Genomic DNA, 23,204 nt, shown 5'->3' with positions numbered 1-23,204 from the left:
ACTATTCCTGAAAAAGACCCTCGGATCAGAACAAAAAATCCTAAAATGCACCAACAAAGAAGGAGCAAAAGGGGAAAAATCCAAAGAGGTTAACCAGAAGATACCAAAATATACTAATAGAGCGAAGGGAAAATCCTACAGTCTGATCCGTTTTTTTATCTCTCTCCCGGATCTTGGGATTTTGGATCTCGGCCGGGGGATCGCTCCGGAAACAAACGACTCCGAAGCCTTTGACGACCCAAGAGGTTGATCAAAGGAGAAAAAGACCACAGGCCGGCAAGGCCCAAAAAGATGCCACAGGAAAGAAGAAAATGGCCTTTTTTAGGGGCGGAAGAAGAATCTTTTGAGGGTTTAAACTGTTCTTGAACCATGTAAATAGTTTAAAAATAGAGCTTGAGATGTCAAAAATCTTTTAGGAGAGGCTTGCCTCGGGATCAAAAAATCTGGCCACAGGTGTCAAAACTGCAAGCCGCAGGTCTTAGTCCGGCAGTTTTTTTCGAAAAACAGAAAAGGCCTTTTAGATAAGTGAAAAAGCGACTTCGTTCTGGTTATACTACCGGTGCCTGTGCCGCCGCCGCCGCCAAGGCGGCTGCCCTTTACCTTCTTCGGAGAGAATATCCCCGGGAAGTAGAGATACCATTTCCAGATGGAATAAGGCGCCGATTGCCTGTAAACCGAATCTGGCAAGAGGGAGAAACTACCTGGGCCGGGGTCATCAAAGATGCCGGAGATGACCCAGATGTGACCAATGGAGCCGAAATATTGGTGGGACTTAAGCCATTGCCAAACGGCAAAGGCATAGACTTTCAGGCCGGAGAAGGAGTAGGAACGGTCACCAAGCCGGGGCTCCCTATCCCCCCGGGAGAGCCGGCCATAAACCCGGGCCCCAGAAAGATGATCCAGGAGGCTCTATCCGAAGTGGCCGAAAATAACCTGGCCTTTAAAGTAATAATCTCAGTCCCTAAAGGACGAGAGCTGGCCCGTTATACCCTTAATGCCCGTCTGGGAATAGTCGGAGGAATATCTATTCTTGGGACCACAGGTATTGTTAAACCCGTCTCTGCTGAGGCCTGGTGTGCTACCATAGCCACAGCCATGAATGTAGCCCAGGCCCTGGGAATCAGAGAAATAGTTCTGGCTACTGGCCGAACCTCAGAAAATGCCGTAGGTAAAATCCTACAGCTCCCAGAAGAGGCCTTCATCCACATGGGGGATTATCTGGCCTTCTCTTTAAAAGAGGCAGGCAGACGCCGCTTCAACACCATTCACCTGACCACCCAGTGGGCCAAACTGGTCAAGGCCGCCCTGGGTTTTGATCAAACCCACGTCCGCCATGGAATCGCCGGCCCCAAAGAGGTGGAAAGACTGCTCAAGGAGCTTCTTCCCCATAAAAAAATCTCATTTCCTGAGGCAAATACCGCCCGGGAAACCTTTGAAATTATCTGCCAACGTGAAGACGCCCAAGAAATATTCAAAGTGGTCGTTGAGCAGGCCGGCTGGCGACTCAAAACTCTCCTTAGAAGAGAACAAAGGCTCTGCTATCATCTTATTTCTTACGCCCAAGAGGTGATTCTCTCCCGATGTTTTTAGCCCACGTAATTGGTATCGGCCCCCACGGTCCCACGAAAGATGGACACCAGGCCCTCTCCGGTGTCAAGGTGGCCTTTGGGGCCAAGCGCCACAGCCCCTGGCTCCCCCCAGGCCTCCTCCTTAAGCCCCTTATGCCGCTTGATCAGTCCATAAAGGAGATAAAAGAACGCCTCTCCAGAGAGTCGGTGGCCGTCCTGGCCTCGGGAGACCCGCTTTTTTTTGGCATCGGACGCCGGCTCCTCAAGGAGATAGAAGCCCCCAGACTCTCCTTTTATCCGGCTGTCTCTTCTATTCAATTGGCCTTCGCCGCTATCAAGGAGCCCTGGGACAGGGCCCACTTTATCTCTCTCCACGGACGTTCACATGAACTATTAAGAAAGCTGGCCTCGCTTCCTCAAACCAAAGTGGCTGTTCTTACCTCATCTGGAAAAGATCCTTTCCGAATGGCCCAGAGGCTCTGCTCGGCCGGTCTGGAAGATCTCAAGCTCTGGGTTTTGGAGGATCTAGGAACCCCCAGCCAGAGGATTACCGAGGCCAGGGCCAGGAGCCTTCCCCCTGGACCTTATTCAGACTTGAATCTCGTTATCATTGATTGGTCCCCTCTCCCACGCCCCCGATTGGGCCTAAGGACAGAGGAGTTTTCCTATCAGAGAGGACTTATCACCAAGGATGAAGTCCGAGCCATTATCTTGGCCAAACTGCGGCTTCCTGCTCAAGGGATACTCTGGGACATAGGGGCAGGATCGGGTTCTGTAGCTATTGAGGCCCTAGGAATTTCGCCGCAACTCAGGGTCTATGCCATAGAGAAGGACCCCCTGCAGATCAAATATCTTCAGGAAAATATCCGGCGATATCAGGCCTTCCAGATAGAGGCCCTCTTTGAGAACGCCGAAACAGCCATCAAGCGCCTACCCTCACCGGATCGAGTCTTTATCGGTGGCTCAGGTGGAAAGCTCAGAGAGATTATCCAAACAACTCTGGCCAGACTCAATCCCGGAGGCCGGATAGTTATCTCGGCGGTAACCCTTGATACCCTAAGTCAAGCTGATGAAATACTAAGAGGCGAGGGGCTGCGGCCAGAGATAATCTCTGTGCAGATAAATCGAACAGATTCTGGAACCAAGCCGCGGATATTTAGGGCGGAAAACGTCATCTTTATTATAAGCTGCGAGAAGACAGATGAAACGCCGACCAGTGGTCTTTCTTGATCGGGACGGAACGATAAACGAAGAAGTCGGTTACTTACGGCACCCGGAGTCCCTGAAGCTCATCCCCGGGGCCGCCGGGGCCCTTAAGGCCCTGAAGGCAGCCGGCTATGCCTTGGTGGTCATCACCAACCAAAGCGGGGTAGCCCGAGGCTATTTTGACCTCAGCGATGTCTCCCGGGTAAACAAACATCTTCTCAGACTCCTTAAGAAGGAGGGGGCCACTGTGGATGCCATCTATGTCTGTCCCCACCACCCTGAGGGAGACAGGCCCCCCTACAACGTCCTCTGCTCCTGCCGCAAGCCGGCTCCCGGGCTGGCCCAACAGGCCGCCAGAGATCTTGACCTTGACTTAACCCGGGCCTACGTCATTGGAGATAAGCTGGTTGACCTCCATCTGGCCCATAACCTGGGCGCCCGGGGAATCTTGGTCCTCACCGGATATGGCCAGCGGGAACTATCCCGCCTTAAGGCCATCTCCTTCCGTCCTTGGCGAATCACGGCTGATATCGCTATGGCCGCTAAGGCCATCCTTGAGGGCCAAGCTCGTTCCAAGGATGGCCCATTTTAAAGATAAAAGGAGGAGAGAAATGATTCCTGAAGATCTTCTTAAGATTTTGGCTTGTCCCAAGTGTCGCGGAGAGATTAAGCTGGATGAAAGCCTTGGGGGGCTGGTGTGCGAAAACTGCCACCTTTTTTACGAGGTAAGAGAAGGTATCCCTATTATGCTTATTGATGAGGCCCGCCCCTTAGAAGAGGTGAAGAAGGAAAAGGGCCAATCTTAAGAAGAGGTTACCTATCAGGCCAGCCAGAAGGTCATCGGCCATGATGCCCCAGCCACCGGGAAAGGTCTTCTCCGCTACCCGGATAGGCCAGGGTTTAAAGACATCCAGGATACGAAAGAGAAAAAAACCGGCCACCATAAGAAAAGGATCAGCGGCCAGCCCCCACAGGGTAAGAAGCATACCGGCAATCTCATCAATAACTACCAAACGTGGATCCTCCAGGCCGAGATTTTTGGCCACCCTGGCTGCTGACCAAACTCCAACGCCGGAGAGGATCAAAATAAACAAAAGATAAGGACCAGGCCCTAAAGGGGCCAAAAACCAATGAAGAAAAAGAGTAAAGGCCGAGGCCCAGCTTCCCGGAGCCAGGGGTAGATAACCAGAAAAAAGACCACTGGCCAAAATCAAGGCCACCCGATCAGAGAATTTTTTTCTCATTGTTCGTCTATTCCTGTCTTCTCGTTGGGGGCTCTTCCCCGAACCCAAGAAAGAATTTCCTCAAGGGGGACACCCTTTTCCCGGGCAAGTTTTAAACAGTCTTCATACTCTGGGCTTAAACGAACTGTCTCTCGAGGGCCAAGGATCTTCTTGGCTCTGACCTTTCCCCACGGTGTTTTCAAAGAGATGATCTTTCGAGGAAGAGTTAGACGATCTGTCCAGTAATAACGGAGACCAGTAGTTGTGGTCTCAGAAAAGATTATCTCCCTCAGGGGATAAAGTTTGTCTGGCGGGGCAACGACCTTAAGAAGTACCCCCGGGCGGCCCTTTTTCATTTGAAGGGGGATAAGAACTACATCAAGGGCTCCGGCAGCAAAAAGCCTTTCGGCTACAAATCCATAAACCTGAGGATTGAGATCATCAATATTAGTCTCAAGAACGGCTACCCTTTGATGGGGAATCTCACTCTCGGTTAACTGATAAAGAACAGTCCGAAGGATGTTGGGCCGATCTGGAAGAGGTTTTGTCCCCGCTCCGTAACCGATAGCCAGAGGAACCCCGGTGGGGGGAGGGCCGAATCCTCTGGCCAGTATCTTAACCAGAGCTGCTCCCGTAGGGGTGACAAACTCAAAGGGGGTCTCTTCCCCGATTGTAGGCACCCCTTTGAGGATCTCCAGAGTGGCTGGGGCCGGCAACGGCAGGCGACCATGGGCCGTAGAAACAAAACCTCGGGCCAGAGGCAAAGGAGAAGAGATAACCTCAGGCCTCCCCAGGACCTCAAGGGCTACCAGGGTACCTACCACATCAGCAATGGTATCCTCAGCCCCAAGTTCATGGAGATGGACTTCCTCCGGAGAGCAGCCGTGGACCCTGGCCTCCACCTGCCCGAGAAGCTCAAAGATCTCCCGGGCCTTGAGCTTAACCCAAGGAGAAAGGTCTGCCCTCTCAATAAGAAGGAAAATCTCCCTCAGGGGCCGAGGTAAAGACTGAACAGAGGAAACTCTAAATCCCTGGGCCTTAACACCCTGATGTTCTCGAAGCAGAAACTCCCATCTAAGGTCGGGAAGGAGCCTCCCGATAGCTTGGGCTACTACCATCTCCGGTGCCCCTAAGGACACCAAAGAAGACAGAAACATATCTCCGCTTATACCGGAGAAACAGTCAAGATAAAGGACTTTCATAAGGGGCCGGAAGACAAACTCTAGAAGTCAACGATGCGGCTGGCCTTAATCTGCTCCCTCTTCGCCGCCGCGGCCTTTTCGTATTCTATATCGGCGGCGGCCTCCTCCCCCAGGGCCTCAAAGACCTGCCCTTTAGCCAGATAGGCCGGGGCATAGAGGGAATCGTGTTTAAGGGCCGTATTAAAATGTTCTAAGGCCTTCTCATAATCTTGACGGCGAAAATAAATAAGGCCGATGCTGTAGTAAAGACGAGGATTTTCGGGTTCAAACTCCAGGGCCTTTTTAAAATCATGAAGGGCCGCCTCGTCCTGGCCCAGACGGAAATAGGCTGCTCCTCGGGCATGATAGGCCTTAGCAAGTGAAGGATCAGCCTCTATGGCCTTGGTGAAACAGTCAACACTTTCTTCAAATCTCTGCTGGGCCAGAAGCCAGGCCCCCTCTTCATAGTATTCCTGAGCATCCATAAAATACCCCTCCTTAAAATTTGGCTTTCTTATAGAGAAGGAAACGGTTCAGGGACGAACATAATGATAGCCTTGGATCTGAAACTCCACCAGGGCCCGGATACCTGCCGGCACCGTCTTAAAGACCTCCGGAAGACGGTCTTTGGGAATACCAAATTTTCTCAAGGCATTTTCACAGACATAGATCTGTCCTCCATCCAAAACCACCTGACGAATACCTTTAAAGAGCTCAGGGTCACACTGGACACACCTGGTCACGGCGTTGGCATTGGCCACCATGACCAGATCTCCCTCCTCACCCTCCTTGAGACTCTTAAGGAAGTTAATGGCATTCACTACAGCCACCTCCCAGCGAGTGTCCTCAGCCACATGGATAAGAAGTTTAAGGGCCATAGCTACCTCCTTAGCGGTGAAGTGTTCAATGAATTTTCCGAAAAGTCTAACAGTAAAGAGGCAACACTTAAAGAATTCACCTTATCTATCGCTTGCACGAGGGCCAGAGGGACGCTATTTTAAAGGACAGCTCAACGCTCTTTGCCAACAGGAGGGGTGGCCGAGCGGACGAAGGCGGCGGTCTTGAAAACCGCTTCCCGCACACCTGCGGGACGGGGGTTCGAATCCCTCCCCCTCCGCCAGGCCGCCAAAACTTGACTCATCTGCGGAGAGGTGACCGAGTGGCCGAAGGTGCTCGCCTGCTAAGCGAGTGTACCCCGAGAGGGGTACCGTGGGTTCGAATCCCACCCTCTCCGCCATTTAGTTTCTTTGCTCCACTTGAGCCGGTGTAGCTCAATTGGCAGAGCGGCTGACTTGTAATCAGCAGGTTAGGGGTTCAAGTCCCCTCGCCGGCTCCAGCCTGACCTGCACCTTGCCTTAAGCCATAGAGAGAAATCTGGCCTGGAAGATTTAACAAACCGGAAGGAACTTAAAAAATATAGAGGATGCTCTTCTGGGCGACTTCGGCTACCGCATACAGGGTGTCTGGCCGGATCCCTAGGTAGATTATCCCTATCGCCGTAGCGGCAATAGCCAAAGCCGGGGCAATGGCCACCGGTCCCCTTTTTACCTCTCGCTCCGGCTCCTTCATGTAAAGATAGACAATTACCCGCAGATAATAGTAGGCCCCAATGGCACTGGTAAGAATACCCATGGCTGCCAGAAGGAGGTAGCCTGATTTGATTGCCGCTGCGAAGAGATAAAATTTACCGGCAAAACCGGCCATAGGAGGCACCCCGGCCATCGCGAACATAAAGATTGCCATCAAGGCCGAAAGGACCGGGTACTTATAGGCCAGCCCAGCATAGTCAGGAAGCTCTTGGGCCTGTCCTTCATATTGGTCAAAAAGATAAACTATTCCAAAGGCCCCTAAGTTCATGAGGGTATAGACGGCAAGATAGAAGATTACAGCAGTCCGCCCCAGGTCGTCACCTGCAAGAACCCCAAGGGCAATATAACCAGCGTGGGCAATGGAGGAGTAGGCCAACATTCGTTTGACGTTGCGCTGGATAACCCCCAAAAGATTACCCAGCAACATGGTCAAAAAGGAAACCACCACCAGGGTATTCTTCCAATAAGGAACAAAGACCGCCAGGGCACCGGTATCAATAAACATTCCCTCTCCGGTTTGGGAAAGAAGAGGGGTGAAACAGATGGTCAGGATCTTGATAAAGGTGGCAAAAGCCGCCGCCTTTACAGCAGTAGCCATATAACCGGTAACCACCGACGGACTTCCCTCATAGACATCCGGAGTCCACATATGAAAGGGGACCAGAGCCGACTTGAAGAAAAAGCCAGCACAGATAAGGGCTAAACCTGCCATGGCCATGATATTCTGATAGTGCCCTTCGGCCAGCTTGGCGGCAATGTGAGCCAGGTTAAGGGAGCCGGTAAGACCGTACAAAAAGGCCATACCAAAGAGGATAAAAGAGGAACCAAAACATCCGAGAAGAAAGTATTTAAAGGCCGCCTCCTGACTTCGAGCATAGCCCTTAAGATAGCCGGCCAGGACATAAACTGCTAAAGACATGGTCTCAAGGGCGATGAACATCATCAGGAGATCCACCGCCTGGACCATAGCTAGACTGCCATAGACGGCAAAAAGCAGCAGGGCAAAAAACTCCCCCTTCACTTGGCTATTGTTCTGGGTGTAGCCGATGCCCAAAAGAGTGGCGATGACCCCCGCCAGAAGAAGGATAAGACAAAACAGGGCCGTGTATGGCTCCATAGAGAAGACATTCATAAAGACGTGCCTGGGGGCTGACCAGCTCACGGTAGCCGCAAAGCCCGCCGCATAAATAAGGCCGATCATAGAGATAATCCCGAGGATATTGGCCTTAAGAGAAAGATTCCGAAACTCTTTAATGAAGAGATCTATAATGATGACCAGTAGGCCGGTGGCCAGGACAATAAGCTGTGGTCCCATTACCCAGATAAAAGTCTGCAGATCGAAATCAGGAAGAATCGCTTTCATAGCTCCTTCTCCACTGCCCTCTCTAAAAGATTGGTCGTCTCAGTGGTCTCCAGGCGGACCAGATGACTCCTCGGCACCCGGCAGGCCGGTTCTAATTTGACCATCTTAATAAAGGAGTTGACCGAGGTATGAACCTTGGAGAGGAAAAAGTTGGGATAAATACCGATCCAAAAGATCATAACCACCAATGGAGCCAGATAAACAAACTCACGGAGATTAAGATCTCGAAGGCCTTCGTTTTTAGGATTGGTAACTTTCTGGTAAAAGACCCGCTGATACATCCAGAGCATATAGACTGCCGAGAGGATCACCCCGGTAGCGGCCAAGATGGCGTGAACCTTAGAGACCTTAAAAGTGCCCAAAAGAATGAGAAACTCCCCTACAAACCCATTGGTAAGAGGCAAACCAATAGAAGAAAGGGCTACAATGAGAAAAATGGTGGCATAAAGGGGCATCACCCTGGCAATGCCTCCATATTCGGAAATAAGTCGGGTATGTCGGCGCTCGTAGATAATACCTACCAACAAGAACAAGGCCCCAGTAGAGACACCATGATTAATCATCTGAAGAAGGGCCCCTTCTACTCCCTCGGGAGTAAGAGCGTACATCCCTAACATGACAAAACCCAGATGAGAGACCGAAGAATAGGCCACCAATTTCTTTATATCCGGCTGCACCATAGCTACTAGGGCCCCATATATGACCCCGATAACAGCCAGAATCATGATCAGGGGCGCTAAGGCCGCTGAGCCTTCGGGGAAAAGGGGCATCGCAAAACGAATAAAACCATAGGTTCCCATCTTCAGGAGAATACCGGCCAGAATAACCGAACCAGCCGTAGGGGCTTCCACGTGGGCATCGGGAAGCCACGTATGAAAGGGGAACATGGGCACTTTAATGGCAAAAGCCAAGGCAAAGGCGGCAAAAAAGAGGATCTCTAGATTCCGAGGGATGTTTGTCCCATAAAGATCTGTCAGGGTGAAGGTTATCTCTCCAGTCTGTTGCCAATGGAGATACACCAAACCGATAATACAGACCAACATAAGGAGGGAGCCAAACATGGTGTAGAGAAAAAACTTGACGGCAGCATATATTCGGCGCTCTCCACCCCAGACACCAATAATAAGATACATGGGAATGAGCATTAGCTCCCAAAAGATATAAAAAAGAAAAAGATCCAGGGCTAAAAAGGTGCCCACCATGGCCGTCTCTAAAAGAAGCATGGAGATTTGAAATTCCTTAACATGCTTATCAATGGCAGACCAGGTAGAAAGAATAGTGATGGGCATAATAAAGGTGGTAAGTAGAACTAACCACAGACTTATACCATCAAGTCCCATCAGATAACGTATTCCCAGAGCCTTTATCCAGTCATGACGTTCAACAAATTGAAAACCCGTTACCTGGGCATTAAAGGCAAGGTAAAGCTTAAGAGAGACCAAAAAGACTATCAGGGTAGTTAACAAACTGATTATACGAATAAAATTTTTACCAGATTCAGTACGTTGAGAGATAAACAAAATCGGCAAAATACCTACTAAAGGTAAATAGGTTACTAGACTAAGTATCGGGAACTCCATCTGCCTCACCCCAGATTAGTAGAACATATAGTAAGTTAAAAGCACAATAAGACCCAAAATCATGATTGCCCCATAAGTTTGAACATAACCATTTTGAACATGTTTAACTTTATCAGAAGACCACCGAATAACATAAGCTGTGCCATTAACACCCAAGCCATCTATAATAAGAGCGTCACAGATTTTCCAAAAGAAATTACCTAACCACAGACCACCTCTAACGAAAATAAACTCATATATTTCATCTACATAGTATTTATTATAAACAACCTTATAGAGAATAGGCAGACTTTGACGGGCTGAATCAGCAATAGCCGGAAAGGCTATGTAAATTAACCAAGCCAGAAAAGCCCCGCCGAGGGCCACCAAGACCGAGGTCTTCATAAGGATAGACTCTAAATGATGGTCCTGAAGAGTGGCCGGAAAACCAACCTCATTCTGAACAATCTCTATAGAGCGTTCAAAAACCGGCTCAAGAAAGTGTTCGAGATAATTAGGAACCCCGATCTTATGACCAATTAAGGGAGAGATACCAATCCAGCCGCCTACAATGGAAAGAAAGGCCAAAATAATGAGAACATATCGCATAGACGGTGGGGCCTCATGGACATGAGGTTTTACATCCTCAGGAATCCGCTCCTTGCCATAGAAAGTCATAAAAATCAAGCGAAACATATAAAAAGCGGTGATACCGGCCCCTAAAGTGCCAAAGGCCCAGATAATACGCCCTAAAGAAGGGTTATAAGGAAAATTAAATGCCTTCCAGAGGATTTCATCTTTGCTAAAAAAACCGGCGAAAGGTGGAATACCAGCAATGGCTAAGGTCGCTATGAACATAGTAATATGGGTCACAGGCATATATTTCCTGAGACCACCCATCAGGCGCATATCCTGGATTTCGTGCAGGGCGTGAATTACAGCCCCAGAACAAAGAAATAGGCAGGCCTTGAAAAAGGCGTGAGTCATAAGGTGAAACATCCCGGCCCAGTAGGCAGTCACCCCTACTCCGATAAACATATAACCTAGCTGGCTAACCGTAGAGTAGGCCAAAACCCGCTTAATGTCGTTCTGGAGGACGCCAATGGTAGCGGCAAAGACCGCTGTCAACATAGCAATAAAGGCTACAACCATCAGGGCCGTGGGGGCCAAAGAATAAAGAACATTGGTCCGAGCAACCATATATACTCCGGCGGTAACCATAGTGGCTGCGTGAATTAAGGCCGAAACCGGTGTCGGACCAGCCATAGCATCAGGTAACCACACATAGAGAGGGATCTGGGCGCTCTTCCCTGTAGCCCCCACGAAAAGCAACAGACAGATAGCCACCAGAATCGGGGCGTTCAAGGACAAGTGGCCGGCCTCGTACATATGAAAGGCCTTGTCAAAGACCTCCTGATAGGTGAGGCTACCAAAGGTGACAAACATCAAGAACATTCCCAGGGCAAAGCCAAAATCCCCTACCCGGTTAACAACAAAGGCCTTTTTGCCCGCATCTGCGTTTTCTTTACCCTCGTACCAGAAGCCAATAAGAAGATAAGAAGCCAAGCCCACCCCTTCCCAACCGACGAACATAAGGAGATAGTTGTCAGCCAAAACCAAGGTGAGCATGAAAAAGACAAACATGTTAAGATAGGCAAAATAACGCCAATACGCCCGATCATGGTGCATGTATCCTATAGAATAGACATGGATGAGAAACCCCACCCCGGTGACGATCATCATCATCAAACCGGATAGTTGATCCACCTGAAAAGAGAAACTCACCGAGAAACCGTTTACCGCCATCCAAGAAAAAAGGGTCTGGTGGAGAAAACGCTCGTGGACAGGGCGGGAAAGAAGTTCCCAGAAAACTAGAGAAGCTGTAAGGAAAGAAAAAAGGACAGAAACTACCCCGAAGAAGGAAGTGAATGATTTAGAGACCTCTCGTCCACAGCGACCGGCGATAAGACCGGAGACGCCATTGATTAAAAATCCTAAAAGAGGAAAGATGGGTATCAAGAATATGTATTTCTCCATATCAGAGCCCTCACCATTTCATGAGACGGATTTTGTCAAGATCAACGTCTTTAAGATGCCGGAAGAGGGAGATCATGATGGCTAGCCCTACAGCCACCTCAGCAGCGGCCAAAGCGTAAATGAAGAAGACTACCACCTGGCCGTCCATCTCTCCCCTGAAGTGTGAAAAGGCCACAAAGAGAAGGTTGGTATCATTAAGCATCAGCTCTAGAAACATAAAGAGGAAAAGGGCATTTCTTCGGGTAAGGAAACCTACACATCCGATGCCAAAAAGAATACAAGAAAGAACGATGTAATCATGAAGACTGGCAGTATATTCCATCTTCTCCTCGCTAAAGTCGTTTTTTAGCCAGATAAATGGCTCCAATAAGAGCCACCAAAAGGAGTACGGAAACCACCTCGAAGTGGAGTATATAGCGACTGAAAAGCATCTGGCCTATCTGCTCGGGAGAACCGAATTCATGATCCCTAATGTGGACGATAACATCTGAAGCCCCTTTAGCCGTAAGCCCCAAAATAGCGATAGAGACAAACCCCAGAACCCCGCCCAGCCCCCGGAAAAAACGATTTTTGATGGGTGTTTTGTAAGTATCCGAAGGCGAAAGCAGCATTATGACGTAAGAAATAAGGACTAAAATAGCTCCAGCATAAATTGTTATCTGAAATATGGCGATAAGCGGGGCATGAAGATGGATATACTGAACCGCCAGACTGATGAGAACCACTAATAGAGCTAAAGCCGCAAAGATGGGATCTTTGGCTACCACCATCAAAAAGGCAGCCACAATAGCCAGATTAGCAAAAATAAGAAATGTCCAGTCCATAACCTTCCCTATTCCTTCTCTTCTTTAGCTTCTTTAGAGGTCTGTGAGGCTTTGGCCTTAACCTCCTTGGCCGCCGAGGCCTCAGAAGACTTGGCTCCCGCTTTGGCAGTCGGTTTAACCCCGGCCTTAGCCCCGGCCTTGGCTGCAGGTTTCTTAGGCGGAGGAGCTTTGGGGATAACCTTAACCGTGCCTCGAGCCTGGGCCCGTTCAAAATTGGCTAAAAGCCTCTCTTTGGTATAAATGGTCTCTTCACGGCGATAAGCGGCCAATTCATATTCCTGGTTGAGTTCAATGGCCTTTTTAGGACAGACCTCTTCACAAAAACCGCAGAAGATACAGCGAAGGAGATCAATTTCGTAACTGACAGCATAGCGAGGACCAGAATATCTTTTCCCCTGTTCCTCACCGCTTTTGCCGGCCTTAATCTTAATGGCTTTGGCCGGACAGACCTTCTCGCACATTCCACAGGCAATACAAGCCTCAAGACCTTTGTTATCTTTCTTAAAAATATGAAGGCCCCGCCAACGGGGATGGACAAAACGCTTCTCCTCAGGATATTGCCATGTCCAGGGATAACTGGGGTTTCCTTCTTTGGTGGTAAAATAACGAGGGCGTCCTCGCCCTCTTAAAGCCGCCCGGAAATTCTCCCAGAAGTGGGAGATGGTAATCAGCATCCCCTTAAGTATCTCGATAAGATAGACCTTCTCTGCAAATCTATATTTCCGGGGGACATCATTGACCTTGATAATACTGTTGTCTTGATACTCCCAGGCCATGAATCTACGCCTCCTAGCTGGTCAGTTGGATCACCAAGGCGGTGATCAAGATGTTAAAGAGGGCCAGGGGGATCAAAGCCTTCCAACCAAGCCCCATAACTTGGTCCCACCGGAAACGAGGAAGGGTCCAACGAATCCAGACAAAAAGCCAGAGAAAGAAGGCCACCTTGGCAAAAAAGATCAAAAAGGAGACAATTCCGTAAAGGAGAGGAGGTAAATATTGGGAAAGATCAATCCAAGGCAAATGCCAGGAGCCTAAATAAACCGTAGTGATCATGGCCGAGAGCACGTACATATTGACGTACTCGCCAAAGAGATAAAGCCCCAGCTTCATAGAGCCATATTCGGTATGATAACCAGCAACGATCTCGCTCTCGGTCTCCGGAAGATCAAAGGGAAGACGGTTAGCCTCGGCAAAGGCTGCCACCAAATAAACCAGGAAACCCAAGGGTTGAAGGAAGATCCCCCATTTGGGCAGGAAGCCCAAAATGGTTCCTGTCTGGGCCTCGGCAATCTCTCTCAAGGAGAAGGTGGAATACACCATCACCGCTGCCAGAAGAGAAAGACCAATGGGAACTTCATAAGAAACCATCTGAGCTGTAGAACGCAGAGCCCCAAGAGTGGAGTATTTGTTGTTTGAGGCCCAACCACCAATCACCAGGCCATATACCGCCAGAGAGGAAAGACCCAAAACATAGAGAAAGCCAATGTTAACATCGGCCACCTGGAGAAAAATCTCTCGCCCGTTGATGACAATTTTGTCTCCAAAGGGAATGACTGCGTAAGCAGCAAAGGCTGTGAGCCCAAAAATAAAAGGGGCCGCCAGAAAGAGTATCTTATCGGCGGCCAGGGGAATGAGATCTTCTTTAAAAAAGAACTTTATGGCGTCGGCCAAAGGCTGAAACAGACCAAAGGGCCCCACCCGGTTGGGCCCCAGACGATTCTGGATAAGCCCCGATCCCCTCCTTTCCACCCAGGTCATAAGGGCAGCAATAGTCAGAGTCCAGGCAAAGATGAAAACCATCTTTATGGCCGCAATGAGAATCTCGATATTCATCGGTCCAGCTCTCCGGCAATCACGTTAAGGCTGGAGAGGACGGCAATGAGATCAGCCACCATCCCCCCACGGGTAAGCTCAGGAAAGGCCTGGTATATCATGTAACATGGAGCCCGCACATGGAGGCGGGCCGGACGCTCTGTACCATCGCTCCGGATAAAAAAACCTAACTCCCCGTTAGGAGACTCGAGGGCAAAATAGACATCCCCTGCGGGAAGCTTGGCCTTGGCCGCTGGCTTGATAGGGGTAGCCGCCTTGATGGGGCCCTCCTTGGGCATCATCCTGAGACACTGGTCGATGATCCGAATGGACTGCCGCATCTCCTCCAGACGGACAATGTAGCGATCATAGATATCTCCGTGACTGCCCACCGGGACCTCAAATTCTAGGGCCGGATAGGTAAGATATGGTTCGTCCTTCCGGAGATCCCTTCTTACACCGCAGGCCCGAAGGCAAGGCCCGGTAAACCCCCATTCTATGGCCTGCTCAGGGGTAAAGGCCGAGACACCGATGGTACGGTCCATCCAAATACGATTGCGGGTAAGGAGCTTATCCATCTCGTCGATGGCCCGGGGAAGGGTCTTAAAAAGATCTCGAATCATCTCCTCAAGATTCTCTGGAGGCTCTTGATCCAGGCCACCGATACGACCAAAGGTGTTTGTTAGGCGGGCTCCGTTGTAGGCCTCAAAGATGTCGTAGATCTTTTCTCTCTCGATAAAGACATAGAGAAAGGGGGTAAAGGCCCCGATATCTACCCCCAGAATGCCCAAACAGACAATGTGATCCGCGATACGGGCCAGCTCCATAAAGATGACCCGTAACCACTGGGCCCTTTCAGGGACCTCAATATCAAGAAGTTTCTCTACTGTCATTTGATAGGCCACGTTGTTACATATGGCCGAGACATAGTTAAGACGATCTGTCAGGGGAATTATCTGGTGGTAATTGAGGTTCTCGCAGAGCTTCTCTAAACCTCGATGAAGGTAGCCTATCTCGGGCTGGGCATCGATGATTAACTCTCCGTCGATCTTAGTGATCACCCGGAGAGTCCCATGCATGGCCGGATGGGAGGGACCAATATTAATTTTGACGATATGTTCTGGCGAAAACTCGACGATCTTTTCCCTGATAGCCATGGCTCCCTTTCTTTAGCGATACTTAAGAACCCTTTCTTCTCCCTGACCCTCGAGAGCGTAGTCTTTCCGCAGGGGATGCGCCGGAAATTCATCCCACATAAGGAGACGCTTTAGATTATGATGGCCCTCAAAAACAATGCCGAACATGTCATAGGTCTCCCTCTCCGGCCAATCAGCGGCCTTCCAGATAGAAGTCACCGACTGAAGTCGGGGATCGTCTTCAGGCACTCGAACCTTGACCCTCAATCTCTCATTAGTCTTGGTAGCCAAAAGAAGATAGATAACTTCAAAGCGAGGCTTTCCTTCTGGCGGGGGGTAGTTATCAAGCCCGATGACATCAATAAGCATATCAAAGGAGAAATCATCCTCCTCTCGAAGGGCCTTAAGAATCGAAAACTGCTTCTCACGGGGAATCTCTATGGTCAGATCTCCCCGAAACTCGATAAACTCCAGGATATCATCCGCGAAACGGCTCTTTAAGCGGGCCTGAAGCTCCATCTGCCTAACCTCCAGCCTGGGCCACCCGTGACAGAGGCCGTTCCTTTTCGATTTTTTTCTGGATCATAATTAGGGCCTGAAGGAGGGCCTCAGGCCTTGGCGGACAACCAGGAATATAGACATCCACAGGAATAATGAGATCAATCCCCTGCAAAGTAGCGTAGGTACGGAAGACACCCCCACTACAGGCACAGGCTCCCATGGCAATCACCCACTTGGGTTCGGCCATTTGGAGATAAATCTTGCGCAACACCGGAGCCATCTTTTTGGTAATGGTCCCGGCCACTATGAGAAGATCAGCCTGGCGGGGGGCAAAAGATACCCGCTCAGCTCCAAAGCGAGCCATATCATAGGAGGAAGCCAAAGTGGCCATAAGCTCTATACCACAGCAGGCTGTTCCAAAAGGAAGGGGCCAGAGAGAATTTTTACGCCCCCAGTTAACCAGTTTGTTGAGTTGAGTTAAAAACCAGCCTTCTCCGGTATACCCTTCAACACCCATGATTAACGCTCCCACTCCACAGCGCCCTTCTTCAGCGCATAGATAAGACCCACCAGAAGGATAAAGACGAAGATGAAGACCTCTATAAAAATGGCCCAGCCGTATTGGGCATAGACCCTAAACTTGGAAGCCAAGGGATAAATAAGGACCGTCTCCAGATCAAAGATGAGGAAAAGAACAGCTACCAGGTAGTACTTAACGTCATACCTTTTGCGAGAAGGATCAAGAAGAGGGACACCACATTCATAGGTGTCAAGCTTGTCGGCATCCCACCGCTTGGGCCCCAAAAGATAGGAGAAAAAGATCATTGCCGCTGCCACTACAGCGGCAATAGCCAGGTAGGCAGCAATGTATTCAAAACCTCCCATCAAACCCCCTGCACCTCGAACAATTCAACCGGCAACAAGGCTCAGTCTCTTCTACTTAAATTGCCAACTAATGTCAAGAATAAAAGATAAATTAAAGTTTGATAAAATAAATCCGTCTTATAGAGAAAAATCGCTAAAAATTAGGAAAAACTTTCTTATCTTACTAACTAACTTCTTCTAACTAGGCTTATGATTGAATATTCATTCAAAACCGGGGCGTTTCTCCTCATCTGCCGGGGAAGAATTCACCATGAGTGGGTGGGGAAAGTCAATAGCAGTTAGCAGGGAATTTTGAGATTGTCTTTAGTTTTAGGGTTAAAAATTTTTAAAAATTACAAGTTTCACAAAGTTTGTCCCTAAAGAGGCTAAAAACTGGCCTTTCTTTTAAGGTTAAGGGAGCTCCTTCAAGGGCTAACAGAAGACATAAGGTTCAAATTAAACCTTAGGTACTATGTAGGCCCTAAAGCCTAGGCTACTCAACATACCCCGCCCCGATGGCCCTAGAACCATAAGGGCTGTGGAGAGGGCATCTGCCTGGGCCGCCGACCGGGCCAACACCGTGGCCGAAGACAACCCTTTAGGGGACAGGCCGCTTTGAGGATCAACAATATGGTAGAAGAGACGCTCTCGATCAAAATATATTTCATAATCGCCAGAAGTGGCACAGGCACCGTCAAAAAGCTCAAAACGTTTGAGGATCCCGCTCTTTTGTTTCGGATCCCTGACGGCAATTCTCCAAGGACGATTTGGGCCTCGCCCTCCAAAGGCTCTAAGATCCCCACCGGCATTTACCAGTCCGTGATTAACCCCCATTTTTCTGAGTTCATCTACCATGGCATCCACTATATAGCCCTTGGCCAGACCATCCAGGGTAATACCCATGCCCTGACGTTTAAAAAAGATGCCCCTTGATGAGAAGGCAACCTTCTCGAAGCCCACAGTCTCTAAAGCCTCTTTTATTTCCTTCACATCGGGTCTTTGTCCTTGGGAAAAGCGATTTTGGTAAAGATCAAGGAGAGGCTTTACGCTAATATCAAAGGCTCCCCTGGTTATCTTCCAGTGATGGCTAGCCAAACTTAAGACTTCGACCACAGGTTGGGGAGGGTTTCTAAGATAGCCGGTGGTATTAAGGGTAAAAATGGGGGATTTTTTTTGATGACGACTGAGCGTGGCCACCAAAGAATCCATGGTTTCAAAGGCCTGTAAAATGGCCTCCTCGGCTAAATCTCGAGAATGATCAATCACCGTGACAGAGACCAGGGTTCCCATAGCCGTACGGCTCCGGGAGACGAGATGCTCCCCTTTACCCCAAGAAAATTCTCCTTCTATAGCCTCCACGGCCTGATAAGCGACCCCCCAAAGACCCCCAGCAAGAAGACCTTTGATTAAGGTCCGACGTTTCATTATTACCTCCTTAGGCTACTTGAGATACAGCCTCAAAAGTCGGCTGGCGCCTTAAAATCTTACGAGGGCAGGCCTCAACACAGACTTCACCACACTGAGGGCCATGATCCAGACACCGCTGATGATCTATCTTGATACGGCCTCCCTCCAGGGCTATAGCCGAGGCCGGACATTTCTTGACACAAAGACCACAAGAGATACAGCCCACTTGACAGACGGCCATCACTTCTTTGCCCCGGTCGGCACTGGCACAGTGAACCATCACCCGGGCTCCCCGGGGCAGGAGCTCCAGAATGCCCTTGGGGCAGGTACGAACACAAAGACCACAGCCTGTACAACGTTGAGGATCTACCTCCGGAAGCCCTTCCCTCAAGGTGAGGGCCGAGAAGGGACAGGCCTGAACACAATCACCAAGCCCTAAGCAGGCATAAAGACAGGCATAAGGCCCGGATAGGGCCAGATTAGCGGCGGCACAGGTTTCCACTCCCAGATAACGAAACCGCTCTTTAACCCCTCCCTCATTACGTTGACAACGACGAAAGGAGATCGTGGGCTCTACGGCCCCTAAGGTCTTTCCAGTAAGTTCGGCCACCCTTCTTGCCACCTCTGGGCCCCCGGGCCGACAGAGATCTGGAGGGACATTAGGATCTGTAACCACCGCCTCAGCATAGGCCTCACAGCCAGGGTAACCACAACCACCACAGTTGGCTCCGGCCAAGATGTCTTTAACGGCCTCGATTTTAGGATTTATTTCCACAGCATACTTAATGGCCGCAAAGGCCAAGGCCATACCTGAAATAAGGCCAATGGTCCCAAAGGTTATCAGGCCTATGACTACTAACTCCTTAAGCTCCATAGTCCCCTCAAATGACCTTGATGATAAGATCTTCTAAACGACGTTTGGGCACATGATGGACACCGGCCTCATCTCGCCAGTATCTGATGTCTTGAGCAGGACCGAGCTCCTCGATGACCACCCTTTCTGCCGGTCGGCCCAAGGCCACCGTGACGATGATCTCATAGTGACCCTCAATCCCTAGAATCTCTCTTAAGGTGTGACGGTCTATAGAACCAATGATACACCCCCCAAGCCCCCTTTCTACCGCCAGAAGAAGCAGATTTTGAATAGCGATGCCGGCGTCAATCTTAAAGTCCTTTGATATTCGACAGTCGCCGAGAACTATTACATAGGCCGTAGGCCTCTCCCCTTCCGCTGGTCCAGGCCAGTCTTGGAGATAGGCCGCCCAACGCAGGCAGGAGAAAACCTGCTCCCTAACCCCAGGATCCAGAACCACCACATAGCGAAGGGGCTGGAGGTTGGCCGCCGAGGCCGAAAGCCTGGCTCCATCTATGAGTTCTAGAAGGACCTCCCGAGAAATAGGCTCCTGAAGAAAACGACGGTAGCTCCGGCAGGCTCGGATGAGATCCTTTAGCACCTGATCCTCCTTAAAAGAGGTTAAGCCCCGAGAAACCTAAAAAGGCCAAGGCAAAAAGGCCGGCAGTAATAAAGGCAATGGGCAACCCCTGGAAGACCTCCGGGACATTGGCCAGCTCCAGCCTTTCTCTTACCGTGGCCATGAGAAATAGTGCCAGGGCAAAGCCCAAACCGGCCCCAAGGGCCAGAGCGAGGCTTTCCAGAAGATCATAGGCATTATCCGCTAAGATGAGGGGTACAGCCAGAATAATACAGTTGGTGGTGATAAGAACGAGATAGACGCCCAGCTTTTTGAAAAGATAAGGATTTACTTTGCGGAGGATGGTATCCAGCAGTTGGACAAAGATGGCAATGATTCCCACAAAGACCAGAACCTGGAGAAAATAAAGATGAAATGGTTTTAGAACAAAGTTATAGATGGCCCAGGCCATAATGGCCGAAAGAACCATCACTATAGTGAAAGAGATTCCCATACCGACGGCTGTCTCCTTGCGACGAGAGGTACCAAAGAAGATGCAGAGCCCCAGATAGCGGGTAAAGACAAAATTCTGCACCAGGCTGGCCGCCAGAAAGATCCCCATAATGATACTCAGATAGGATTTCCGGACAACGTAATGGGCCTCTTCGATTTTGATTCCTTTTGAAGACAAATCTTTAAGCCTGACCACATAGGCCTCAGCTGTAGAGATGGGCTCCTTGAGAAGAAGGAGAAGATGTCTTCGATCAGGGGAGATCTCGACCTTTTGAATATCAAGAGGGATATCGGGGCTTGAATGTTCATAGACGATAACCCGCCCTTTTGGCTCCCAGCCTTTGTCTATCGGCCCGGCCAGGGTAAGGGAGAGAGCTTTTTCTCCCTTAAAGCTGCCTTTTTTAATAAATTGGGCTGCCCAACAGGAGCTCTCTCCCCGAAACATAAGAACCAAAAGAAGCAAAAAGACTAACTTTCCCAGGGCCCTCATCGTGACCTCCAGCGGAGATATTGTTTCTCCACCCAGTTAAACAGGGCCATTAGAAAACCTATGGTGAAGAAGCCCGCCGGCGGCAGGGCCAGGAAGAAGAGAACCCGGCCAGGCAGGACCTCATAGCCCCAGACTGTCCCCGCCCCAAAAAGCTCCCGAACAAAACCGGTAAGCATAAGCCCAAACATAAACCCCAACCCCATTCCCACGCCGTCCCATAGAGAAGGCCATACCGGATAACGGCTGGCAAAAACCTCCAGACGAGAGATGATGATGGCAAAGACGACAATCAGTTTCACGTACAGGGCCACCTCTTTATAGAAAGTAGGCACATAGGCGGCCAAGATCATATCGATAACACTCACCCAGGTGGCGATGATAATGATAAAGGCCGGAATGCGAATCCGAGGGTGGATAAAGCGCCGGAGGAGGGCCACCGTGACATTAGAGGCCACCTGGACAAAAAGCACCGCCAAACCAAGGAGGAAACCATTGCGCACCGTGGTCGTTACCCCCACCGCCGGACACATGGAAAGGGCCAAACGAAAGACCGGATTCTCTTTAAAAAGGCCGTTAAACAGCAGACGACCAATACCCGGGGCTTTGTCGTTCATGCCTCCTCCCTAAAAGGGAACCTCAAGACCCTTTTGTTTTATCAGATGGTCAATAAGCTCCATCCGATGGACAAAGGCCTTAACAAGCCTTTTGACCCCCTCGGTGACCCGGGTGCTGGAAATGGTGGCCCCCGTGATGGCATAGATGTCGTCGTTAACGTATTGCTGACAGAGCCTTTGAGCCTCCTCAGGCGAGAGCCCCAACTTTGGCCAGCGACTACGCTCAAGACACCGGCGATACTCCTCTGGCAGGGGTCTTTTTATCACCTTTAAGGTCATCAGACGCCGCAAGGTTTTGCCAATAAACTGATTTTTAAAATATTCTTTCTCGATTTCTCCCCCCAGCCCGGGATCCTCCTCTTGCTCCAGAATCTCTAGACCCTTTAGGGTGTAATCTGGAGAGAGAGCAATCATCATTTTGATCCAGGTCTTAAAGCCCTGGGTTCGTCCCAGAATAAAATATCCCAGTCGTTGGCCATTTAGAGTGGCCACGATATAGTTGTCAGTAAAGGTAAGGCGCTCCCCCGCCCCGAGTTTTTTCTTGATAGCCTCTTCCCGGGAAGTCTCATCTTCCAGATCCTTGGCTGAAATATCCAGATACTCCAGCATCCTCAGGTTTCCTTCGGGGGTAAGCACGACAAAAGCCGGGCCCTTTCTGGTCTCAAAAAGGTAGCCTATCAGGGTCTTCCCGGAAGTCTCAATCAGGTAGCGATAGATATTTACAAAGTGAACCTTGGCCTTATCCCCAGCAGAGAGGCCAAGGAGGCGGACCATGGCCTCCTCCTTCCGGGCCTTTTCGTTGGCCTTACGTGCGGCTTCGGTTTTAAGAAAGACAAATCCCAAAATGGCTGCTGCCACCAAGGAAATGACAAAAAGATTAAGGGTAATCTTTAAAAACTCCCGCATCAGGTCCTCACCTTAGGAGGGGCAAAGCGTTTGGGCCGGATCCACTCATCAAGGGCCGGGACAAAGCAATTCATCAACAAAATGGCATAGCAGACCCCCTCTGGATATCCTCCGCGCAGACGGATAAGCACCGTAAGGGCCCCCACCCCAACTCCAAAGATAATTCGGGAAAGGGGAAGTGAGGGCGAAGTTACGTAATCGGTAGCCATAAAAAAGGCCCCCAGAATAATGCCTCCCGAAAGGAGGTGCACCAAAGGATCCCCCTTAAAAAGGCCCTCTCCCCCAAAAATCCAGGAAAGTAGAGCTACCGTGGCCAGGGTGGCTACTGGAATATGCCAGGTAATAATCCGGCGATATATAAGAAAGACCCCTCCAGCAAGAAGAAGGGCCGCTGAGGTCTCGCCAATGGAGCCGGACTGAAGGCCGAAGAAGAAGTTTTTGAGCAGGTTCTCATAGCCCCCAAAGCGCCCACTGAGGGCCTCTGGCCCATAATGTTTGAGGAGATAAAGAGGGGTGGCCGAGGAGATAGCGTCAGCCTGATTCCGCCAGGCAAACGGTTCAAGCCAAGTAGTAGTCATGGCCACAGGAAAGCCAGCTGCCAAGAAGGCCCGGGCTACCAGGGCCGGATTAAAAATATTGTAGCCCAGCCCTCCCATGAGTTGTTTGGCCACGAAGATGGCCATCACAGACCCCCAAAGGGGAAGGCTAATAGGCACTCCCGGCGGAAGCACGTAGGCCAAGAGGAGCCCCGTCAGAGCAGCACTACCGTCTTTTATGGTCACCGGCCGCCCCAAAAGACGCTGACTAATAGCCTCTACAACCACACAGGAAAGAATGCTTACTAAAGCCACCAGAAGTACTCGAGGTCCAAAGACCCAGGTAGCCAAAAATAGCTGGGGTAAGAGGACAATAAAAACCGTCCACATTATTCGGGGCACGGTGTCAACATCCCGAATGTGGGGGGATATGGAGACGTAAAAGATGGGTTTTTCCATCCCC

Annotated in this window: 26 protein-coding genes and 3 tRNA genes; 7 read left to right on the top strand and 22 right to left on the bottom strand. The window is 50.1% G+C overall.

Translation table 11 applies throughout. The features are described 5' to 3' along the window. Positions 1 to 525: 525 nt before the first annotated feature. The 4 genes from cbiD to G4V39_RS00295 are packed head-to-tail and all read left to right on the top strand — an operon-like array spanning position 526 to position 3,580. A complete protein-coding gene (gene cbiD / locus G4V39_RS00310) occupies positions 526 to 1,590 on the top strand; it encodes a cobalt-precorrin-5B (C(1))-methyltransferase CbiD (protein ID WP_166031024.1) in 1,065 nt (354 codons plus the stop codon). After that, positions 1,581 to 2,798: a precorrin-6y C5,15-methyltransferase (decarboxylating) subunit CbiE gene (cbiE, locus tag G4V39_RS00305; RefSeq protein ID WP_166031023.1), complete on the top strand. Its 1,218-nt coding sequence runs from the start codon at positions 1,581 to 1,583 to the stop codon at positions 2,796 to 2,798. Before cbiD ends, cbiE begins: the two co-directional genes overlap by 10 nt. Next, positions 2,770 to 3,366, top strand: a complete 597-nt coding sequence (locus G4V39_RS00300; protein ID WP_166031022.1) for a D-glycero-alpha-D-manno-heptose-1,7-bisphosphate 7-phosphatase — start codon at positions 2,770 to 2,772, stop codon at positions 3,364 to 3,366. The genes cbiE and G4V39_RS00300 overlap by 29 nt, the downstream gene beginning before the upstream one ends. Before the next feature lie 19 nt (positions 3,367 to 3,385). Further along, the gene (locus G4V39_RS00295) at positions 3,386 to 3,580 is read left to right on the top strand and encodes a Trm112 family protein (protein WP_166031021.1); all 195 of its coding nucleotides are present in this window, start codon (positions 3,386 to 3,388) and stop codon (positions 3,578 to 3,580) included. On the opposite strand, the gene G4V39_RS00290 is transcribed toward G4V39_RS00295, so the two are convergent. From G4V39_RS00290 to G4V39_RS00275, 4 genes are read right to left on the bottom strand one after another with little or no spacing between them, the layout of a single operon-like run. Then, the gene (locus G4V39_RS00290) at positions 3,545 to 4,018 is read right to left on the bottom strand and encodes a phosphatidylglycerophosphatase A family protein (RefSeq protein ID WP_166031020.1); all 474 of its coding nucleotides are present in this window, start codon (positions 4,016 to 4,018) and stop codon (positions 3,545 to 3,547) included. The two genes, G4V39_RS00295 and G4V39_RS00290, sit on opposite strands and share 36 nt — an antisense overlap. Continuing rightward, a complete protein-coding gene (larC, locus tag G4V39_RS00285) occupies positions 4,015 to 5,199 on the bottom strand; it encodes a nickel pincer cofactor biosynthesis protein LarC (protein WP_258557824.1) in 1,185 nt (394 codons plus the stop codon). Before larC ends, G4V39_RS00290 begins: the two co-directional genes overlap by 4 nt. 20 nt (positions 5,200 to 5,219) lie before the next feature. Further along, the gene (locus tag G4V39_RS00280) at positions 5,220 to 5,663 is read right to left on the bottom strand and encodes a tetratricopeptide repeat protein (RefSeq protein WP_166031018.1); all 444 of its coding nucleotides are present in this window, start codon (positions 5,661 to 5,663) and stop codon (positions 5,220 to 5,222) included. A gap of 48 nt (positions 5,664 to 5,711) precedes the next feature. Beyond that, positions 5,712 to 6,056 (bottom strand): DsrE family protein, encoded by a 345-nt coding sequence (locus G4V39_RS00275; RefSeq protein WP_166031017.1) that lies wholly within the window; start codon positions 6,054 to 6,056, stop codon positions 5,712 to 5,714. 150 nt (positions 6,057 to 6,206) lie between these two features. Here G4V39_RS00275 and G4V39_RS00270 point away from each other — a divergent pair. The 3 genes from G4V39_RS00270 (at position 6,207) to G4V39_RS00260 (ending at position 6,514) form a co-directional block, all read left to right on the top strand. Further along, a tRNA-Ser gene (locus G4V39_RS00270) sits at positions 6,207 to 6,298 on the top strand. 25 nt (positions 6,299 to 6,323) lie between these two features. After that, a tRNA-Ser gene (locus G4V39_RS00265) sits at positions 6,324 to 6,415 on the top strand. Positions 6,416 to 6,438: 23 nt separating this feature from the next. Next, a tRNA-Thr gene (locus G4V39_RS00260) sits at positions 6,439 to 6,514 on the top strand. 71 nt (positions 6,515 to 6,585) lie between these two features. On the opposite strand, the gene G4V39_RS00255 is transcribed toward G4V39_RS00260, so the two are convergent. The 18 genes from G4V39_RS00255 to G4V39_RS00170 form a co-directional block, all read right to left on the bottom strand. Continuing rightward, a complete protein-coding gene (locus G4V39_RS00255) occupies positions 6,586 to 8,130 on the bottom strand; it encodes an NADH-quinone oxidoreductase subunit N (protein WP_166031016.1) in 1,545 nt (514 codons plus the stop codon). Further along, positions 8,127 to 9,710 (bottom strand): NADH-quinone oxidoreductase subunit M, encoded by a 1,584-nt coding sequence (locus G4V39_RS00250; protein ID WP_166031015.1) that lies wholly within the window; start codon positions 9,708 to 9,710, stop codon positions 8,127 to 8,129. Before G4V39_RS00250 ends, G4V39_RS00255 begins: the two co-directional genes overlap by 4 nt. A 15-nt stretch (positions 9,711 to 9,725) precedes the next feature. Then, entirely contained in the window at positions 9,726 to 11,726 is a 2,001-nt protein-coding gene (gene nuoL / locus G4V39_RS00245) for an NADH-quinone oxidoreductase subunit L (protein WP_166031014.1), read from the bottom strand. Between the two features lie 10 nt (positions 11,727 to 11,736). Next, positions 11,737 to 12,048, bottom strand: coding sequence for an NADH-quinone oxidoreductase subunit NuoK (gene nuoK, locus G4V39_RS00240; protein WP_166031013.1), 312 nt, complete (start codon positions 12,046 to 12,048; stop codon positions 11,737 to 11,739). Between the two features lie 10 nt (positions 12,049 to 12,058). Beyond that, on the bottom strand, positions 12,059 to 12,550 hold the full coding sequence (locus G4V39_RS00235; RefSeq protein WP_166031012.1) for an NADH-quinone oxidoreductase subunit J family protein: 492 nt from the start codon (positions 12,548 to 12,550) through the stop codon (positions 12,059 to 12,061). 8 nt (positions 12,551 to 12,558) lie between these two features. Then, entirely contained in the window at positions 12,559 to 13,326 is a 768-nt protein-coding gene (locus G4V39_RS00230) for a NuoI/complex I 23 kDa subunit family protein (RefSeq protein WP_166031011.1), read from the bottom strand. 13 nt (positions 13,327 to 13,339) lie between these two features. Next, complete coding sequence (nuoH, locus tag G4V39_RS00225; protein ID WP_166031010.1) at positions 13,340 to 14,383, bottom strand: NADH-quinone oxidoreductase subunit NuoH; 1,044 nt, start codon at positions 14,381 to 14,383, stop codon at positions 13,340 to 13,342. Beyond that, on the bottom strand, positions 14,380 to 15,519 hold the full coding sequence (locus G4V39_RS00220) for an NADH-quinone oxidoreductase subunit D (protein WP_166031009.1): 1,140 nt from the start codon (positions 15,517 to 15,519) through the stop codon (positions 14,380 to 14,382). Before G4V39_RS00220 ends, nuoH begins: the two co-directional genes overlap by 4 nt. A gap of 12 nt (positions 15,520 to 15,531) precedes the next feature. Next, entirely contained in the window at positions 15,532 to 16,017 is a 486-nt protein-coding gene (locus tag G4V39_RS00215; RefSeq protein ID WP_166031008.1) for an NADH-quinone oxidoreductase subunit C, read from the bottom strand. Between the two features lie 4 nt (positions 16,018 to 16,021). Then, positions 16,022 to 16,516 (bottom strand): NADH-quinone oxidoreductase subunit B, encoded by a 495-nt coding sequence (locus G4V39_RS00210; RefSeq protein WP_166031007.1) that lies wholly within the window; start codon positions 16,514 to 16,516, stop codon positions 16,022 to 16,024. A 2-nt stretch (positions 16,517 to 16,518) separates the two neighbouring features. Then, positions 16,519 to 16,884: an NADH-quinone oxidoreductase subunit A gene (locus G4V39_RS00205; RefSeq protein WP_166031006.1), complete on the bottom strand. Its 366-nt coding sequence runs from the start codon at positions 16,882 to 16,884 to the stop codon at positions 16,519 to 16,521. A gap of 435 nt (positions 16,885 to 17,319) precedes the next feature. After that, positions 17,320 to 18,288, bottom strand: a complete 969-nt coding sequence (locus G4V39_RS00200) for an FAD:protein FMN transferase (RefSeq protein WP_166031005.1) — start codon at positions 18,286 to 18,288, stop codon at positions 17,320 to 17,322. 10 nt (positions 18,289 to 18,298) lie between these two features. Further along, a complete protein-coding gene (rnfB, locus tag G4V39_RS00195) occupies positions 18,299 to 19,144 on the bottom strand; it encodes an RnfABCDGE type electron transport complex subunit B (protein ID WP_166031004.1) in 846 nt (281 codons plus the stop codon). 7 nt (positions 19,145 to 19,151) lie between these two features. After that, positions 19,152 to 19,724 (bottom strand): nitroreductase family protein, encoded by a 573-nt coding sequence (locus G4V39_RS00190; protein WP_166031003.1) that lies wholly within the window; start codon positions 19,722 to 19,724, stop codon positions 19,152 to 19,154. 10 nt (positions 19,725 to 19,734) lie between these two features. After that, positions 19,735 to 20,685 carry an electron transport complex protein RnfA gene (locus G4V39_RS11195; protein WP_210412120.1) on the bottom strand — a complete coding sequence of 317 codons (951 nt, stop codon included), beginning with the start codon at positions 20,683 to 20,685 and terminating at the stop codon, positions 19,735 to 19,737. Continuing rightward, positions 20,682 to 21,299: an electron transport complex subunit RsxE gene (gene rsxE / locus G4V39_RS00180; RefSeq protein WP_166031002.1), complete on the bottom strand. Its 618-nt coding sequence runs from the start codon at positions 21,297 to 21,299 to the stop codon at positions 20,682 to 20,684. Before rsxE ends, G4V39_RS11195 begins: the two co-directional genes overlap by 4 nt. 9 nt (positions 21,300 to 21,308) lie before the next feature. Further along, positions 21,309 to 22,205, bottom strand: a complete 897-nt coding sequence (locus G4V39_RS00175; protein ID WP_166031001.1) for an RnfABCDGE type electron transport complex subunit G — start codon at positions 22,203 to 22,205, stop codon at positions 21,309 to 21,311. Beyond that, positions 22,205 to 23,200: an RnfABCDGE type electron transport complex subunit D gene (locus G4V39_RS00170; protein WP_166031000.1), complete on the bottom strand. Its 996-nt coding sequence runs from the start codon at positions 23,198 to 23,200 to the stop codon at positions 22,205 to 22,207. Before G4V39_RS00170 ends, G4V39_RS00175 begins: the two co-directional genes overlap by 1 nt. Positions 23,201 to 23,204: the final 4 nt, after the last annotated feature.

The organism is Thermosulfuriphilus ammonigenes (assembly GCF_011207455.1).
GTDB lineage: Bacteria > Desulfobacterota > Thermodesulfobacteria > Thermodesulfobacteriales > ST65 > Thermosulfuriphilus > Thermosulfuriphilus ammonigenes.
Note: the sequence above shows the minus strand (reverse complement) of the source record. Positions and strands in the feature narration are given on the sequence as shown.